The sequence below is a fragment of the Actinomycetospora sp. C-140 genome, assembly GCF_054796175.1.
Genome location: NZ_JBTWNF010000015.1, coordinates 19,861 through 36,542, shown reverse-complemented (window position 1 = coordinate 36,542; position 16,682 = coordinate 19,861). Strand labels below are relative to the sequence as shown.

At 70.8% G+C, this 16,682-nt stretch carries 19 protein-coding genes and 1 pseudogene; 7 read left to right on the top strand and 13 right to left on the bottom strand.

What is annotated here, in order from left to right:
* The 7 genes from ACR9E3_RS22885 to ACR9E3_RS22855 all read right to left on the bottom strand — a co-directional run bounded on the left by ACR9E3_RS22885 (window position 1) and on the right by ACR9E3_RS22855 (window position 4,765).
* Window positions 1-198, bottom strand: a complete 198-nt coding sequence (locus ACR9E3_RS22885) for a helix-turn-helix domain-containing protein (RefSeq protein ID WP_460382877.1) — start codon at window positions 196-198, stop codon at window positions 1-3.
* Window positions 195-1,802, bottom strand: a complete 1,608-nt coding sequence (locus ACR9E3_RS22880; RefSeq protein ID WP_460383035.1) for a replication initiator — start codon at window positions 1,800-1,802, stop codon at window positions 195-197. The genes ACR9E3_RS22885 and ACR9E3_RS22880 overlap by 4 nt, the downstream gene beginning before the upstream one ends.
* A 68-nt stretch (window positions 1,803-1,870) precedes the next feature.
* Window positions 1,871-3,403 carry an FtsK/SpoIIIE domain-containing protein gene (locus tag ACR9E3_RS22875; protein ID WP_460382876.1) on the bottom strand — a complete coding sequence of 511 codons (1,533 nt, stop codon included), beginning with the start codon at window positions 3,401-3,403 and terminating at the stop codon, window positions 1,871-1,873.
* A 6-nt stretch (window positions 3,404-3,409) separates the two neighbouring features.
* Complete coding sequence (locus ACR9E3_RS22870) at window positions 3,410-3,649, bottom strand: hypothetical protein (protein WP_460382874.1); 240 nt, start codon at window positions 3,647-3,649, stop codon at window positions 3,410-3,412.
* Window positions 3,646-4,068 (bottom strand): WhiB family transcriptional regulator, encoded by a 423-nt coding sequence (locus ACR9E3_RS22865; protein WP_460382873.1) that lies wholly within the window; start codon window positions 4,066-4,068, stop codon window positions 3,646-3,648. Before ACR9E3_RS22865 ends, ACR9E3_RS22870 begins: the two co-directional genes overlap by 4 nt.
* On the bottom strand, window positions 4,065-4,319 hold the full coding sequence (locus tag ACR9E3_RS22860) for a hypothetical protein (RefSeq protein WP_460382872.1): 255 nt from the start codon (window positions 4,317-4,319) through the stop codon (window positions 4,065-4,067). Before ACR9E3_RS22860 ends, ACR9E3_RS22865 begins: the two co-directional genes overlap by 4 nt.
* Entirely contained in the window at window positions 4,319-4,765 is a 447-nt protein-coding gene (locus ACR9E3_RS22855; protein ID WP_460382871.1) for a plasmid replication, integration and excision activator, read from the bottom strand. The genes ACR9E3_RS22860 and ACR9E3_RS22855 overlap by 1 nt, the downstream gene beginning before the upstream one ends.
* Before the next feature lie 183 nt (window positions 4,766-4,948).
* On the opposite strand from ACR9E3_RS22855, the gene ACR9E3_RS22850 reads away from it, so the two are divergent.
* The 4 genes from ACR9E3_RS22850 (at window position 4,949) to ACR9E3_RS22835 (ending at window position 8,200) form a co-directional block, all read left to right on the top strand.
* Window positions 4,949-6,022, top strand: coding sequence for a hypothetical protein (locus ACR9E3_RS22850; RefSeq protein WP_460382869.1), 1,074 nt, complete (start codon window positions 4,949-4,951; stop codon window positions 6,020-6,022).
* Complete coding sequence (locus ACR9E3_RS22845; RefSeq protein ID WP_460382868.1) at window positions 6,009-7,160, top strand: hypothetical protein; 1,152 nt, start codon at window positions 6,009-6,011, stop codon at window positions 7,158-7,160. The genes ACR9E3_RS22850 and ACR9E3_RS22845 overlap by 14 nt, the downstream gene beginning before the upstream one ends.
* A complete protein-coding gene (locus ACR9E3_RS22840; RefSeq protein ID WP_460382867.1) occupies window positions 7,078-7,575 on the top strand; it encodes a gamma-glutamylcyclotransferase family protein in 498 nt (165 codons plus the stop codon). The genes ACR9E3_RS22845 and ACR9E3_RS22840 overlap by 83 nt, the downstream gene beginning before the upstream one ends.
* A 271-nt stretch (window positions 7,576-7,846) precedes the next feature.
* Window positions 7,847-8,200, top strand: coding sequence for a hypothetical protein (locus ACR9E3_RS22835; RefSeq protein WP_460382866.1), 354 nt, complete (start codon window positions 7,847-7,849; stop codon window positions 8,198-8,200).
* Window positions 8,201-8,802: 602 nt separating this feature from the next.
* Here ACR9E3_RS22835 and ACR9E3_RS22830 read toward each other — a convergent pair.
* Window positions 8,803-9,921: a hypothetical protein gene (locus tag ACR9E3_RS22830; protein WP_460382865.1), complete on the bottom strand. Its 1,119-nt coding sequence runs from the start codon at window positions 9,919-9,921 to the stop codon at window positions 8,803-8,805.
* A 386-nt stretch (window positions 9,922-10,307) separates the two neighbouring features.
* Between ACR9E3_RS22830 and ACR9E3_RS22825 the strand changes: the two genes are divergently transcribed.
* Window positions 10,308-11,033, top strand: a complete 726-nt coding sequence (locus tag ACR9E3_RS22825) for a hypothetical protein (RefSeq protein ID WP_460382864.1) — start codon at window positions 10,308-10,310, stop codon at window positions 11,031-11,033.
* 12 nt (window positions 11,034-11,045) lie between these two features.
* Here the strand turns inward: ACR9E3_RS22825 and ACR9E3_RS22820 are convergent, their stop codons facing one another.
* The 4 genes from ACR9E3_RS22820 to ACR9E3_RS22805 form a co-directional block, all read right to left on the bottom strand.
* The gene (locus tag ACR9E3_RS22820) at window positions 11,046-11,402 is read right to left on the bottom strand and encodes an S-adenosylmethionine decarboxylase (RefSeq protein WP_460382863.1); all 357 of its coding nucleotides are present in this window, start codon (window positions 11,400-11,402) and stop codon (window positions 11,046-11,048) included.
* 12 nt (window positions 11,403-11,414) lie between these two features.
* A complete protein-coding gene (locus ACR9E3_RS22815; protein ID WP_460382862.1) occupies window positions 11,415-11,639 on the bottom strand; it encodes a hypothetical protein in 225 nt (74 codons plus the stop codon).
* Between the two features lie 65 nt (window positions 11,640-11,704).
* Entirely contained in the window at window positions 11,705-12,922 is a 1,218-nt protein-coding gene (locus ACR9E3_RS22810) for a low temperature requirement protein A (protein ID WP_460382861.1), read from the bottom strand.
* A gap of 68 nt (window positions 12,923-12,990) precedes the next feature.
* Window positions 12,991-13,668 carry a DUF1990 family protein gene (locus ACR9E3_RS22805; protein ID WP_460382859.1) on the bottom strand — a complete coding sequence of 226 codons (678 nt, stop codon included), beginning with the start codon at window positions 13,666-13,668 and terminating at the stop codon, window positions 12,991-12,993.
* Window positions 13,669-13,748: 80 nt separating this feature from the next.
* Here ACR9E3_RS22805 and ACR9E3_RS22800 point away from each other — a divergent pair, with 80 nt between their 5' ends.
* Both ACR9E3_RS22800 and ACR9E3_RS22795 read left to right on the top strand, forming a co-directional pair.
* Complete coding sequence (locus ACR9E3_RS22800; protein WP_460382858.1) at window positions 13,749-14,477, top strand: DUF1990 family protein; 729 nt, start codon at window positions 13,749-13,751, stop codon at window positions 14,475-14,477.
* A gap of 58 nt (window positions 14,478-14,535) precedes the next feature.
* Window positions 14,536-15,498, top strand: a pseudogene (locus ACR9E3_RS22795) (acyltransferase family protein); the annotation flags it as partial.
* 86 nt (window positions 15,499-15,584) lie between these two features.
* Here ACR9E3_RS22795 and hisC read toward each other — a convergent pair.
* Window positions 15,585-16,637, bottom strand: a complete 1,053-nt coding sequence (gene hisC, locus ACR9E3_RS22790; protein ID WP_460382857.1) for a histidinol-phosphate transaminase — start codon at window positions 16,635-16,637, stop codon at window positions 15,585-15,587.
* Window positions 16,638-16,682 lie beyond the last annotated feature (45 nt).

The window sequence follows — 16,682 nt, the reverse complement described above, 5'->3', positions numbered from 1 at the left end:
TCAGGCCGCCGGGATCGAAGGCGTGAGTCGACGGGCGAACTCGGACACCGCCGTACGGCGGACCCGCCGGAGCCGGCCGATCTGAACGGATTCGAGTTCGCCAAGGCGTACAAGACGGAACGCCATCGTCCGCCCGATCCCAAGGAGCTCTGCGGCCTCCTCGACGGTCAGGAGAACCTTCTCAACGTGCTCGGTCATGCCGCTTCTCCTTGATCACGAGTTGCCGAGCTGATGTCGGTCTTGGCCTGGTCGTACTGCTCGCGCCATCGCCGTCGTTGGGCGATCGAGCGCAGCAGGAGGTGGAGCCGGTCGGGTTGATCGCGGTCGCGAGGCCCGATGAGCTGCCAGTCGTAGCGCTCGACGTCGCCGTCGTCGGTGACGTGCTGGGCGGTCACGCCGGCGGCGCCGAGGACCTTGAGCACGTGGTCGCGGCGTTCGCCGCGGTGCTCGGTGAGGGTCTTGCCGGACCACTTGCGGGAAACGAGACAGCGGCGGCCGCCGTAGCCGAGGTGTTCGCGCTTGTGGGCCTTTCCGCGGCACTGGCCGGGCACCATCCCGGGCTTCGGGTCGTCGGGGGTGATGCCGTGAAGCAGCCAATTCGGGCAGGCCTCAGAGCAAGGCTCCCACCGCAGGGCCTCGACCAAGCGGTCCATGTGCGCTGCGGCGGCCGAGGTGTCGGGTTCGGCGGTCTCGCCGAGGCTCTTGGTCAGGTACTTGGTGAGGTAGCGCAGCGCTTTGTCGGTCTTCTCGGTGCCGCTGATGACGCCCTGGATGTCGACTTGTGAGCCGAACTCGATGACGTGCGCCGGGCTGGCGTCGGGGTCGTCGTCGAGCTCGTCGAGCGCCTGCTCCCACGACGGAAGCGGTTGGCCGGTGTCGGGGTCGACGTAGCAGGCAGGGTCGCGGGTCTCGTCCCACACCGGCGCGTGGTCCTCGCCGCAGATCGGTTCGTCATGGGCCGGCCACCACACCTGGTGATAGGTCGCCGCGACGACCTGCTTGATCAGCTTTCGAGGGATGGTGCCGCGGATGGCGGCGTGCAGGTGAGGTGCGCCGCGCCGTTGGGGTTCGACGGCGGCGAAGTACTGCACGTTCCACCCGACTGCCCGGCGGAGGTTCTGCACGAAGCGGTCGAACAGCTCCCCAAGGTGCAGAGCGTCGCGAGCAGCGCGCCGGTAGTCGTAACGCTCCGGGTCCCGCGGGGCGCCGTCGCCTCGAACAGGTCCGTAGGAGGGCAACGTTAGGGTGACGAAGGTCGACGGCCGGTAGGTCTTGCCGTCCGGTGCCTCGAACACCCGCCCGGTGGTGGCGGCGCGGACCGGGAGCCGGGGCAGGTCGGGGACGTCCTGACGTCGCCGGGTGGAGCGGGTCCGCCGCTTCGGCTTGGTCTGCTTACTGCGGCTGATGCCGGTGGAGCCACGGACTCCTTCGGCCCGCAGTAGCGAGTCGGTCTCGTCGATGGCGGCTTCGACCTCGAGGACGCGAGTCATCTCGCCGGCCTCGAGCGCGGCGGCGTGGTCGTGCTCGAGGTCGGCCCGTTGTCCTAGGAGCGCCCGCTGGCGCGCTGTCGGCTCCTGCGTGCTGGTTTCGGGTTCCTCGTCGAGGTGCCAGCCCTCGCGGGCCTGCCAGAGCCGCAGCCGGCGGGCCCGGTCGGCGCACGGCCCGCACACCGAAGCGCGGGTGGCGCCGCACGGGATCGGGACGACGGTCGTGGCGCCGGTCTCGCGTTCGATCCGCCGCACGGCGAGGGGGCGGATGCACGCTCCGACCTGTTCGGCCGAGGTCTTCGCGACCTCGCGCATCACCGGGCCGGTGAGCTTCCCGACCGGCACCGGCCCAGCCACCTGCTCGTCCTGCTCGTGGACGGTCATCAGGAGGCCTCCCGCTCGCTCTTGGGCTTGCGGGGCCGGCGGGGCTTGTCGGGCAGGTCGACGACCTCGGGCAGGACTTCGAGAGTCGGGCAGGGGTAGGTGGTGGCGAGCCAGCGGAGTTGGTCGTCGTCGACGTAGGCGGCGCGGACCTTGGTGACGACGGTGGAGCCGTCCTCGACGAGATAGCCCACGCCCGGGGTGTGCATGGGGATGCGGTCGCAGAGCGCCCCGCGCTCGCGGGCGCCTTCGCCGAGCACCATCGGCACTTCGGTTTTCTCGGCCAGGCGGAGCCCGATGCGGGTGGTGAACAGGTTGCGGACCTCCAGGACGTCCTTGCGGGGGTCCTGGACACAGCCGACGACCGAGACGCCGGGGGCGCGGCCCTTGGTCAGCAGCCGGCCGAGGGCCTGCTTGGCGCGCTCTTTCAGCTGGCGGTCGCCGATGTAGGCGGTCAGGGAGGCGATCTCGTCGACCAGCACCACGTAGAACGGCTCGGCGATGGTGGGTTCGTGCTGGCGAGTCACGCCGGCCATGGCCCGGGCGCGCTCGGCGACGAGCTCGGCGGCGGCTTCCAGCGCGCGGACCATGTCCTCCTCGGTCTCGCAGGCCAGCAGGTGGAACAGGTCGCGGTAGAGGCCGAACTCCATGCCGCCCTTGGGGTCGATCCCGATCAGCCGCACCGTGCCGGCGTGGATCGCGGGGGCGAGCTGCACGAGCAGGGACGCCACGACGCTGGACTTGCCCGCACCTGTGGCGCCCGCGACGAGCAGGTGGCGGCCGAGAAGCCGCAGCAGCCACTGCTCGCCGTCCTCGCGACGGCCGAGGTGCAGCTTGGTCAGGTCGGGCGGACGGTCGGCGTCGGGTCCCATCGGTGGGGCGGTGGGGTCGAGCAGGGTGTCCGAGCAGATGATGCGCAACCACACGCAGCCCCGGAACCGCTCGTGGGGGAGGACCCGAACCTCCAGGGCGCGGAACTCGGAACGGATCGCCTCGGTGGCGGCTTCGAGGTCCTCGGGGGTGATGCCGGGGCAGAGCTGCACGGTGAGCAGGTCCGCGTAGCGCCCGAGCCGGCAAAACAGCAGGCGCGGCACGCGGACGATGTGGTGGGCGTCGCGGGACTGAACTTCGGCGGCGGCCATGAGGTCGGCCCAGTTCCACCGGTAGCGGATACGGCGGGCGAAGCGGTGACAGCGGGAAGCGACCCACCGTTCCCAGGAGTTCGGGTGCGCACGCGACCAGACGACGAACGCGACGGTGACGAGGGCGACGAGCGCGAGGCCGCCGCCACGGCCCTGCGTGGTCCAGACCAGCGCGACGAGCGCGGCCGCGGCCAGCAGGACCGGGACGTAGAGCAGCAGCCAGCCGGCCATGATCGCGCCCCACACGGCGACGACGACGAGGCGTCCGGCGGCGACGAGGCCGCGGTGGCGCAGGCGACCGGCGAAGGTGCGCGAAGGTTCGATGAGGGTGGGCTGGACGTTGGCGCGGCGGCGGATGGTGGCGCCGCGCCCGACGCTGCGTCCGATGGGCATGGGTGTTCAGTCCTTCCGGGTTCGGCGTGCCCGCGAGAGGGGGCGGCCGGTGGTGGTGTGGTGGCGGTCGTGCGCCGGGGAGAGGTCGTCGCCGGTGGGGCGGCGTCGGCGCCCGGGCAGTGCCGCGAGGGGGAACAGGGCCTGCTGCGCGGCGTGCTCCGCGCAGCGCGGAGGGCGGTTGGTGGGGGCGGCGTCGAGCCGGGCGGCGCAGACCTCACAGCGCGGCCCGGCCGGGGCGCGGCTCATGCGACCGCTCCCGAGGTCCCGGCGTGATCGTCGTCGGTGGCGAACGCGTGGGTCCGGAGGTCGGTGTAGAGCCGGTTGCGGTCGCCGGCGGAGAGGCCGCCGTAGATGCCGTAGCGCGCGGAGGGGGACTCGCGGCTCATCGCGTCGGCGAGACAGGCGGTGCGCACGGGGCAGCCGGCGCATACCGCCTTGGCCTGCTCGACCAGGGCCGTTCCGGCGCCGCCGGTCTCGGCGACCGGGAAGAACAGGTCCTCGCCCATGCCGGCGCAGGCGGCGTGCTCGTGCCAGTCCGGGATGGGGTCGCCGTCGAGCACGAGGTCCCGGACCAGCAGGCGGAGCCGTTCCCGGGTCAGCCGGCGCGCGGTGCGGGTCGGCGTGGCCGCAGTGATCCTCGTGCGGCCGTGGCTGGTGGTGCTCATGCGGCACCGCCGATCGCCCGATCCGCGACGGGCGGAACCCAGCGGGCGGCGTGCTCGACGAACACCCCGAGGGCCGCGTGCAGCGAATGGGCCGCTTCCAGCTCCTCGGTGGTGACCTCGTCGAGGCGCCGGGCGGTCAGGGTGAGCACCACCCGGTGCTCGCTGATCACGTCGAGGATCGGGGGCATGTCGTCGGGGAGGAAGACCTCGGCGCGCCCGACCGGGTTGAGACGGACCGACACCCCGGGCATCAGGCCGCCGCCTCGGTGCCGGAGGAGCCCTGCTGGCCGCCGCCCCTGCGTCGGCTGTCGCCGCCGGGGGCGTGCATGCCACGGGCGCGCAGGCTGAACGCCAGCTTCGGTCGCACGCCGTTGGTGTCGAGGTAGGGCGTGACCTCCAGGCCCTCGAACTCGACCGGGCGGAACGGCAGCCCGGGCAGCGCCTCGGGCGGCACGGGCTGGACCTCGGCGGCGATCTTGACGTTGACCGCGCGCTCGTTCTTGCGGGCCTCGGGGTCCGGGTCGTGGACCCCGACCTCCCACACGAGCAGTCCGTTGTCCTTGTCGACGGCCTGGACGAACTTGTCGCGGGTGGAGCGGTCGTAGTCGGGGACGGGCTCGGCGCCGTCGGTGGTCAGGAACGCGCCGTGGGGGAAGACGTCCCCCATCGAGACCTTGATTCGCCTCTTGATAGCCACGGTTCTGGCTCTCCTTCGTCGTGTCGTTCGCCCCGCTGCGGGGCAGGTCCGACACTTCGCGGGAGGACCGTTTCGTCACGACGTCGTGGCTGTCGCGTCCCGAACTTCTCGGTCCAATGTTGTTGCGTCTGTGTCTCGTCTCCGCCTACGGTGAGATCTTCGGCAGCGAGAGCAGGAGGCGGCATGGGGCAGCCGGTGATGTTGAAAGACCTGCTCCGCTCGCGACACTGGCAGAGCTACAGCAGCTTCAACCGCGAGTACGACCGCGCCGCGAAGACCATCGACGACAAGCTCGTCGGAAGCGGCCCGAGCCGCGCCCAGCTCCACCGCTGGCAGGCCGGCGACCTCAAGGGCATGCCCTATCCGCATCACTGCCAGGTCCTGGAAGTGATGTTCCCGGGCGTCCCCGCGGCCGCCATGTTCGAGCCGGCTGCCCAGGGCGACGAGGACGGCGAGGCCGTGCGTCTGTCCGAGGTCGTGGAACGCAGCCTCGACGCCTCTTCGGAGACGACCGGCTGGTCAGCACCGGTCCCGACCCAGCGACCGACCCCGAACGTCGGCTTCCCGCGACCGGTCAGCGACCACAAGGACCCCGAGGGATCGCCCACGTCCTTGGCGCGATCGCTGCGCCTGCTGGGGCGGCGCCTGCGCCTCTCGGACGACGAGGTATCCCAGCTGGCCCAGCTCGCCGGGATGCCGGTCGACCTGGAGCTGGAGTGCACCGTCGACATCGACGCCGAGGGCTGGTCGACGATCACCTACCGGTTCGAGCTGCTCAACCTCACCGCAAACCCGATCAAGCGGATGCACCGCGAGCAGTGGTTCGAGACCACCGACGGGCCGCTACGCATCGAGCCTGACCCCAGCGCCGACCGCAAGATGTCGATCCAGCGGATTCACGACACCGCGAACATGAGCAAGTTCGCGCTCGTGTGCTCGCCGGCCATCGAACCCGGCGAGATCGGGACGCTCGCTTACTCGGTGCGCGGCGGGCGGTTCACCCACGACCACTTCTGGCGCCAGGCCAGCCCGCGCCATTCGCGGCACTTCACGCTCAACATTCGCCATCACGGGGTGGACATGCTCGTCGGGTGCAGCGCGGTGGAGGACAAGGTCGACGGTTCTCAGGTCTCCGCGATCGACGACCTGGTCTGCGACGACGAGGACGGCAGCGCCTTCATGACCGTCACCCGGGACTACCTCCAGCCCGGCGAGGCAGTCACCGTCCGATGGGAGGTCGCCCGTGGCGACGCGTGACGCCCTCGAACACATCGTCCGCGCATGGGACGCCCACGAAGCCCGCACCGGCGGCGGCGCGATCGTCGACTACGACTGCGCCCCACCCGCTGAGCCTGTGGCGCCGGCCTCGGATCGCTTCGCTGTCCTCGACCAGCTCGAGGAACTCCGCACCGACGTCTCACCGGGGCCGGTCGCCGACGCCCTCGAGGCGCACCGCGCCTACCTGCGGTGCCTGCTCGGTGAGCACCCCGACCTGAGCACATACGTCACCGCCACTCAGGGCTGCGAGCCCCGCGGCTGGACCCGGGAGTACGTCGAGCACCGCGGCGACCTCGCCCGCGAAGCCCTCGCCGACCTGGAGGTCCCGTGGGGACCGACCACCCGCAACGACCTCACCGCGCTCAGCGAGGACGTCCCCGCCGACGCAGCCGGCGACGTCATCCGCGGCTACGCCGACAAGCACGAAGCCACGATCCGTGACCTCACCGGCGCCACCGCCAAGTTCACCTTGACCGTCGAGAGTGTCGACCTCGATGCCTACTGGTCTTACTGGCTCGACGGCGCCGGCCACGACGCCCGCCTGCGGATCAACACCCGCCGCGCCGCGTTCACCCAGCTCGACGCCTACCGCTTCGCGCTCCACGAAGTCCTCGGCCACGCCCTGCAGTACTCCAACCTCGCCGGGGTCGCCGAGACCGGCGACGTGGACTGGCCGCGCCTCCTCGCCGTCCATGCCCCGCATCAAGTCTTGTTCGAAGGACTCGCCCAAGTCCTCCCCCTGGCGGCAGCGCCGAGCGACCCGGCCGTGATCGCGCGGACCCGGCTGGACCACTACACCCAGCTCGTCAGCGCCGACCTTCACCGCGGCATCAACGCCGGTGGAAGCGCCCGCGAGTGCTGGCACGAGGCACGGTCACGGGTGCCGTTCTGGACCGGCGGCGACGTCGCCGCCCTCCTACGGGACCGGACACTCGATCCGCAGCTCCGGACCTACCTGTGGGCCTACCCCGCAGGGATCGATTGGTTCATGAACCTCCACGAAGCCGGCGGTAGCCTGCTCGCGGAGGTGCTGCGTGACGGCTATCAGCGACCGCTTGGCCCGGGCGAGCTCGAACAGCGATGGCCGGCCGGACCACGGATCGGCGGGAACGCCTGAGCTGTTCGTCTACGGCACCCTCGCCCTCGACGACGTCGTCCGCGCTCTCATCGACCGCGTTCCGGACCACGTCGAGACGAGCGCTGCGGGATGGCGCGCCGCACGACTCCCCGAACTCCCCTACCCCGGGCTCGTCGCCGACGAATCGGCCGAAGCTCCGGGCCGGGTCTACACCGACCTCAGCGACGCCGAATGGTCCGTGCTCGACGCGTTCGAGAACCCGACCTACGTTGTGGCCCCACTCATCGTGCGCCACGGGCGAACGGCACTGGCGTATGTCTGGCCGGAGGAGTCGCTGCCCAGCACCTGGACCACAGCCAGCCTGGACCCGGACGGTCTGGGCGCCTACCTCCAGCGCTGTCGCGCCTGGCGATCCCGCTTCGAGGAGCGTCAGGACCAACGCCGGCGGCCCTGACGCGCTGGCCGGGTCAGGTCTGCGCTCAAGGCCGCGCTGGCCATGACAGGGACGGTGGACCCGACTTCGTCGGGCGGCCTGTCGACCCCGGAGCGTCACACGGGCTGACTCCCGATCAAGAGTGCTGCGCATCGCTACGCGACGGACTCCGTCCGCTCCTGACCGCGAGCCTCCACGCCCGTGTCCCTGCGCTCCAAGCGTGGCGGGGGCAGCGCCCCGCCACCCCGACCGGGGCCGACAGCCCTGCGGGCTCTGAGCTTGGAGGCCGATCATGCTGCGAGAGCTGCTCACCACCTGGGAGAACTGGTCCGCCCGCGACACCCTGACCCGCGCTCTGAACAACGTCACGACCGACAACGCCCGCGACCGGTTACACGGGGCCATCGCCGTCACGCCCCAAGTGGACCCGCTCGACGCCCTGCGGGCCGCCTCCGAGCTCGTCGAGCTGCTCACCGCCTGGCGATGGCAGACCGTCTACGCAGCCCGACGCGCAGGCGCCACGTGGGAGCAGATCGCCGAGGCCACCGGAGCGACCGTCGAGCAGGTACACGCCGACCTCGCACACGCCGTCGACTGCCAGGAGCGCATCGGCGTCGACGTCACCGCCTACCGCGAGGCCCTGTGACCGCGCTGCCGAATTGACCTCTCATCAGTCAAGGCGGCGCCTCCGGCGCCGCGCGCCGCCCTCCGGCCCTGGCCTCCCGCTCCGCTTCGGCGGGCCGGGGGCTGGCGCTGCCGCCTTGGCTTCACCTAGCCGCGATAGAGGCATAACGGCAGACGCTCAGGGGTGCACTCGCCCGCGTTGAACCGCACTGTCGAGCAATAGGGCGCCGATCTTCTTCTGACGATTACCACCATACGGCCGGAAGTCGAGATAGGTATGACCAGGTGGGCACGGAGGCGGAGGGCCTGTCGGTGCTGCCTCGTCATCAACCGCTCGCGAACCCGCCGCCTCAACCTCCGCGACAGTGACAGCCCACGTGCCGACAGATTGCAGCCGACGGACCCGAGTATGAAAGTGGAACGCACCCTCAGCGGTCTGTTTCGACTCCCGACTAGTAGAAAGCTGGCCAGCGTCTTCGCTGCCAGGTCGGAAAGCCTGAGACGTTACTTGCTCCCCGTCGATGAAGAAGGACGGGCTTACTTGGCGCCATAGGAGCTCGTTGGGCTCGGTGCAGAGCTCCTCTCCCTCCAGGAGATCGTTCCATTCGGGGCTGGGGCCGCTTGTCACGATCCTCCCAACGACGCCTCGACGAACGCTGCAGCGGCTCGAATGTCGGGCGTCAACAGCTCTCGATCTTCTTTCGAGTCGAGGTCGAGGAAGTAGCACTCGAACGTCACTGTTGGTCGAACTTCGATTGAAATAGACCTGCGTTGAGCTTGCCATTCGAGCTGGACTCCTCCGTCGGCCATCGGGAAAATTCCCGGCCGCGTGGAGTCCGTCACATTGGCTAGCTGCATGATTGACCGCGCCGCTTCAATTGCCGCGAGCTCGATCCGTTCACCCTTGCCGTCCAACCAGCCGGCCTCAGCTGCCAGCAGTGACAGGAGGCGGTCAGCCCACGGCTCATTATCCGATGCGAAAAGCTCTAGCGAGCGAACGTTGGCAATCGCCACAGGATCGCCACTCGTCGCGGTCCATTCGAGCTCACCGTCTAATCGAACTGCCGGCGCTAGCACCTTGGTCTGGATTACGTCGGTCAGGTCTTCCAGAATGCTTGGGTCGGAGTAGTACCCGGTAAGCTGTTCGTTCCGAAGAGTCGAAAAGGTAAACGTCCGATTCTCGGCGTTTACGCCAATAACTCGGCCGACGACCGTGCCGTCAGCCCAGAAGCGATCGATAGACCATCGCTCTAGTAGTCGATGGCGACTCTCGCGACTGTAGGTTCTAGTCTCTAATCCTTGCCAGCCGACTTCTATTCTTTCGTCGTCCCGAAGGCTCTTGCCTAGCTGCAAGAAGGCGGAGTAAGCGGAAGTTGGAAGTAGCTCCGGCAGCTCGTCATCGTTCTGAAGTGCGCCTACAGCTTGGACAATTAGCGATCCAGCTTCTTCGAAGATATCGCCAACGCCCAATCCGAATAGGTCTTCGGTCACGTCTCTTTCGAGCACGGGAATCGTGCTTCCGTCTTCAATCGAGGTTAGACGGAGGCTCAATCTGTCGCTGAAGCCCTTCGGGATTCGCTGGCGACGCGGGTTTCGGTCCTTCCACAACCCGCGGGCCACATCTTGAATTAGCTGTTCGTAGCGAGACAACTCTGAAAGGACCTCTACGGGGAACCCAGGGGCCTCGTACCGCCCGCCGCGCAAACGCAGCTCGCCAAATGGGCGTCGCTGCGGTTCGGTCATGAGACGACGGTACAGCCTGAACCTGACAGACAGTGGCACGAGGCCAGGGGCGGCGTGCCGTGGGTCACAGACTTGCGTCACCGCTCAGCGACCCGAGGTGGAGGTCCTGGCCGTGGGGGTGGAGCGGATGCTCCACGGGAACGTGTGTCGGTGCCTGGTCTCAAACCTGGTCTCAGTCGCCCTGGTGCGCCGAGGTTCGCCCACGTCGCGAGCTGGGCGCCCGTCGAGGTTGGGGTGCTGGCCGACCTCTGCTGAACCGCTGGTCCTACAGCTTGAAAGCGGACGTCACGCAAGTGACCGGGGGTTCGAATCCCCCCGCTTCCGCCGATTCACGCAGCTTGTCTCGCCCCTGTCGCCACGGGTGACGGAGCCCCTACGCTACAGCGGTGTCGGGGACCGGAAGAGCAGCCGAGCTGCGTTCCCTGCGCGCCCGGCTCCAGGACCGCGTGACGACCTCGCGCACGCTGATGGCCCGTGTCCGGACGGACAACGCAGCCCTGAAGCGCGATGCAGGCGTTGCTCGAGCGCAGATACGAGAGCAGCGGAGCCGCCTCTTCACGGGCTGGCTCGCCGCCTACGGTGTGGCGTCCACGGGCGCTCCACTGGGGCACGCGGACGCGCTCCAGCTCATCCTCGACACCGCCGAGCTCGTCTACGGCGGCTGTGCCTCCATCAGCGTCACGACCGTCGATCAGCTCGAAGGCGATCCCGACCCGTACCGGACGGTCTGCTGCACCGGCGTCTCGCGATCCGTCGACGCCCTGCAGTACGAGCTCCGCGAAGGACCCTGCATCGACGCCGTGGAGCTGGACGCGGTCACCTACGTGCTCGCCGACGACCTCGCCGGCCGTGATGACGCGCGGTCGTGGCCGCGTCTGTGCCACGCGGTCGAGGCCTCCGGTGTGCGCTCGTCGCTGTCGATCGCGGTGCCGTGGAGCGCCCTCCGCAACGGCCTGCAGACCGAGCACCGCGCGGTCGCGTCGATCAACTTCTATGCGACCGAGGCGCACGCCTTCGGGCAGTCGGAGACCCAGGCGATGTTCTTCAGCACCTGGGCCGGCTCGATGATGAGCGGGCGAGACCCCGCCGAGCTGCTCGACGACATCCACTGACCGCAGGTTTCCCTAGAACGCCCGGTGCTCGACGTCGGTCATGCCCCACCGGTCGCGCGTGAACGACACCGCGACCTCGGCGTCGAAGCTCGTGCAGGTGAACACCACGAGCGCGAGGAAGCGGCGCGCGGTCCAGACGTAGAGCGAGATGCCCGAGTCGATGAGCGGCACGAAGGCGTCGAAGCCCGCGTTGTCGTCCTTGCCCTGCCCGCCCGGGGCGTGGACCGTCACCTCGCCGTAGCTGCGCAGGTCCAGCGCCGCGGGCAGGTCGAGCAGGAAGCGCCGCACGTCGTCGGCATCGACCGGCGTCGTGTAGAAGCCCTCGACGAGCAGCCGCTGCCGCGTGATGTCGGGGGCGAGGTCCCGCATGCCCGCAGTCTGTCAGTCGGGACGCTCGTCGTCCGGCGTCTCGTCCCGGATCTTGTCGAGGATCTCGTCGATCTCGTTGCGGTCGCGCGGCGGCTGGACCCGCCTGCTCTCGAACGCCAGGTGCTGGAACTGCGGCGCCAGGGCACGCCACACCTCCCGCTTCATCGCGTCGTCGACGGCACCCGCCAGCTGGGGGTCCGGCTCGGGTTCGCGCGTGTCGTCCTCGTCAGCGGCCATTGCGTCACCTCGGCGCTCTCGCGGGTGAGACGAGGGTGCCCGCTGCGGCGGGTTGCGTACCACCGTTATCCGGTGTCGGCGCCCGCCCGTTCGGTCCGCCGGGCCGCGATCGCGAGGAACGTCGTGACGCCGGCGCCGAGGACGAGGCCCATGAGCAGGACCGCGAGCCCCACCCCGACGACCCCGGCCAGCGCCGCGCAGGCCAGCAGCAGCACCACGAGCAGGCCGATCAGCACCGGGTTGCGCGTCTGGCGCGCCCACACCAGCGTCCGCAGCGAGGCGAGCGTGACGAGCACGATCGCGACCGGGACCGCCACCGAGAACGCCGCGCTGGCGGCGCCGATGTGGGCGATGTGCTCCTCGGCGTCGACGGCGACCTCGAGGCCGGCCCCGAGCGCGGCGATCGCCCCGAAGACGAAGTAGTGGCCGTAGCCCCAGGTCAACGCGATCCGCAGGTTGCCCAGCCCGGCGTCGTCGCCGCCGAGGAAGTACGTCCACCAGAGGCCGAAGACCAGCAGCAGGCCGCCGATCGCGAGCGCGAGCAGGGAGAGGGAGAAGCCCTCCTCGAACGCCCCGGCGATCGCGTTCGTCACGCCGAGGATCACCTCGCCGAGCACGATGAGCGTCAGCAGGCCGTAGCGCTCGGCGATGTGCTCGCGGTGCCACGTCGTGGGGCGTCCGCCGCGGAACTCGGCGTACGCGGGGACCGCGAGCTCGCCGGCGATCAGCACGACCAGGCCGATCGCGGCCCACGGCATCGGTACGAAGACGAGGCCGATCCAGAGCACCTGGAGGACGGTGAGCCCGAGCGCGTACGTGCGGCAGGTGGACGCCCGCTCGGGGTCCTCCCGCGCCGCACGCAGCCACTGGACGATCAGCGGCACCCGCATGATCACGTAGCCGGCCACGACGATCGTGATGTCGAAGCTCCGGAACACCGCCGGGATGCCGACGGCGAGCACCAGCACGCCCGCCATCTGCACGATGGTCAGGATCCGGTAGAGCACGTCGTCGCAGTCGTACGCCGAGGCGAACCACGTGAAGTTCATCCACGCCCACCAGATGGCGAAGAAGACCACGAGGTAGGTCAGGATGCCCTGGGCCGCGTGGTTCTCGGCGATCGTGTGGTGCATCTCGGCCGCGGCGCGGGCGATGGCGACGACGAAGGCCAGGTCGAACAGCAGCTCGAGCGGCGTCGCGGCGCGGTGCTGCTGCTCCGGGTCCCGGGCGCCCATCAGCCGGTGCCACGGCCGGCGCGCGACCGGCGAGCTCGTCTCGCTCATGGCTCCCCCAGACTCGTCGAGATCGGCGGGGGTCAGCCTGGCCGACGCCCCAGGGCGGGGCAATCCGGTCAGCCCGTGGGGGCGACCACGAGATCCTCCGGGCCGATGCCGCGGGGGACGGGAGGGTCGGCGCCCGCCACGACGTCGGCGACGACGCGGGCGAGCCGGCGGCCCGCCGCGCGGTAGAACCGGGTCTGCGTCCAGCGACCGAAGACCCCGAAGCCCAGCGCGATGACCGGGTTGGGGATCGCCGCCCGGCTCGAGACGCCCGTGATGACGAACTCGACGCGGCCGGTGTCCAGGTTCTTGACCACCTCGTAGAGGAGACGGCCGCGCTCGAGGTGGTGCTCGAGGGTGCGGTAGCTCCAGCCCCACGACCGCTCGCGGGTGCCGTCGGCGCGGTCGCGCACCTCGTCGACCTCGGCGTCGACGCGCACGCCCATCGGGAAACGCAGGACCGCGAAGCGGCCCTCGAGGAGCATGTCCCGCCCGACCAGCGGGGCGTCGCGGTGGAAGTAGGCGCGCATGATCGCTGGCTCGGCGAACTCGTAGTCGTGCACGAGACCGCGGGCGATCTCGAACGGCCCGCCCGGCACGGGCTCGCCGGGCTCCTCGTCGCCGAGCGGGTGGCGCACCCGGTCGTGGTGCCAGCCCCGGCCCTCGGTGTCGGCGGGGTCGTAGTTGAGCCGGTAGCCGGCGATCTCGCGGAGGGCGCCCGCGGGGTCGGGGTGGGCCGTGATCCTCACGCGGTGCTTCCCCCTGGGAGTCGTCGAGCGCCGGACGGACCGGCGCATGGTGTCACCGTCGGGCGGCTACCCGCTGCACCGTGTCGCCCCGCCGCCTGATCTCGTTCCGCCCGCCGCTCGGACGCCTCCGCCGCGGCTGGGGCGCACTGGTCATGCTCGGCCGGCACCTGCGGACGCTGCCGGCCACCGGGCGGCGCCACGAGCCGGGCGACGGCACCGACCTGCCGGCCCCGTGGCCGGTCGCCCTCGTCGACGGGCGGACCAAGACGGTCGCCGACGGCTTCGGGCCGTTGTTCCACCGGCGCTTCGGCGTCCGGGCGGTCGGTGCCGCGGGCCTCGCCCGGGACGTGGTCGCGGTGCTCTCCCACGACCTCGACCGTGCCGCGCCGCCGCACGTCGTGACGTTCGCGCGCCAGCGTGGTGAGCCGGGCCGCATGCTCGTCGGTGACGAGTACCGCGTGTACATGCCCGCGCCGTGGGACGGGCCGGTGCGGGTGCTCGCGCGCACCGACACGTCGTTCCGCTTCGGCACCCTCGACGGCCACCTCGAGGCCGGTGTGATCGAGTTCCGCGCGACCGACGCCGGACCGGGGACCGTGGACTTCACGATCGAGGTGTGGTCCCGGGCCGGCGACCGTGCCGCGGAGATCGTCTACCGTCGTCTCGGCGTGGGACGCGAGATCCAGGCGGGGCTGTGGATCCAGTGTTGTCTCGGTGTGGTCCGGCTCCTCGGAGCGCGCCGGGAGGGCCCGGTGCGCGAGATCACGCGGCGAGTACCGGCGTGTGAGCTGGACGGCCGAAGCGCTTAGGTCCGCCGTGGTGTCATCTCAGCGTCCTCTCAGAAAGCGTTCCTAGCGTCCGCGCGCTGTGAGCGGAACCCGGCAGTTGAGCTGGGACGTCGTACGCGTCGTCGCGGTCGCCAGCGTGGTCGTCCAGCACGCCACCTACTCGGTCATCGGCGTGATGCCCTGGCTGCCGCACATGCCCTTCCAGTGGTTCATCGAGGCCGGGGCCAACACCCTGATGGTGCTGTCGGCGTACTTCGTGTGCCGCACGCTGTCGACCCGTCCGCCGGGTCGGTGGTGGGTCGATCGTCTGGCCCGCCTGCTCCCCGCGTACGTCGTCGCCGTCGCCGTCACCTATCTGGCCACCCTCGGGGCCGCGCAGTTCGGCTACTGGACGCCCTCCGGACGCGACCTCATCGGCAACCTCCTGCTGCTGCAGACCTGGGATCCGGCCGTCGTCTACCTCGACCACTCGTACTGGACGCTGCCCGCCCAGCTGGGGATGTTCACCCTCGCCGCGGCGGCCGCCGCCGCGGTGGGGCGGGACTTCTGGCGCCGGCGCTGGACGCTGCCGCTCACGGCGTGGGGCGTGATCGTCGTGCCCGTCGTGATGATGGAGGTCGGGGCGCCCGACGGTCCGCTGGGCGAGGTGTTCTACGGCCTGGTCATGTTCCGGTGGCAGTGCTTCGGGATCGGCCTCGCGGTGTGGCTGTGGTCGCGCGGACGGGTCCACGCCGTGCACCTGCTCGCGCTGGTGCTCGCCGGCCTCGTCGCCGAGGACCTCCACACCCCGGACCTGCCGTCGGTGCTGGTGCTCGCCGTGGCCGTCGTCGGGATCGCCGCCGCCGCGGCCGGCCAGGACTGGGGCGTGCTGCGCGTCGGCCCGCTCCCGCGGGTGATCAGCTGGCTCGCCGGGATCTCCTACGGCATCTACCTGATGAACCAGCAGATCGGCTACTTCGTCGCCTGGGCGTTCGAGGCGACCGTCGGCCACCACCCCTGGTGGCGCCTCGGGCTCGTCGCGGCGGTGGCGGTGCTGCTCGGCTGGGTGCTGACGGTGGTCGTCGAGCGCCCCGCGCACCGCTGGCTGGTCCGCCGCCCGTCGCAGCGGACGACACCGCCCGAACGCCCTCAGCGCCCGAAGGAGCCCGCCGCCGCGAGGAACAGGTCGACCTCCTCGGGCGTGCCGGCGCTCACCCGCACCCCGGAGCCGTCGAAGGCCCGCACGACGACCTTGTTCTCCAGCGCGTGCTCGGCGAACTCGACCGCGCGCGTGCCGAGCGGCAGCCAGACGAAGTTGGCCTGCGACGGCGGCACCTCGTACCCGAGCGTGCGCAGCGCCGAGGTCATCCGGCCGACCTCGGTGACCGCCCCCGCGCAGTCGGCGAGCAGCTCGTCGAGGTGGTCGAGCGCGGCCAGCGCCGCGGCCTGGGCCGGCGCCGACACGGAGAACGGCACCGAGACCCCGCGCAGCGCGGCGGCCAGCTCCGCGGGCCCGACGGCGTAGCCCACGCGCAGGCCCGCGAGCCGGTGGGCCTTCGAGAAGGTCCGCAGCACGCAGACGTTGTCGAACTCGGCGGCGAGCCCGAGGCCGTCCGGGACGTCGGGATCGGTGACGAACTCGCGGTAGGCCTCGTCGAGCACCACGAGGACGTCGTCGGGGACGCGGGCGATGAACGCCCGCAGCGCGTCCTCGCCGACCGCCGTCCCCGTCGGGTTGTTCGGGTTGCAGACGATCACCATCTTCGTGCGCGGGGTGATCGCCGCGGCCATGGCGTCGAGGTCGTGGACGTGCTCGGGCGTGAGCGGCACGGGGACGGCCGTCGCGTGGCCGGTGAGCGTGACGATCGGGTAGGCCTCGAACGAGCGCCAGGAGTAGACGACCTCGTCGCCGGGGGCGCACACCGCCTGCACGAGCTGCCCGCACAGCGCCACCGACCCGCACCCGACCGCGATCCGCGCCGGGGCGACGCCGTGGTGCTCGGCGAGCCGGGCGGTCAGGGTGGTGACCGCGATGTCGGGGTAGCGGTTGCCGACCTCCGCGGCCCGCGCGACCGCGGTGAGGACGGCGGGCAGGGGCGGCAGCGGCATCTCGTTGCTCGCCAGCTTCACCGCGCCCGGCACCGTGCGACCGGCGACGTAGGTGGGGAGGGCGGCGAGGTCGTCACGCAGTCGGACGGGCACGGTCACCACGGTAAACGCACCGGAAACCCCGGCCCGGTCCCTGCC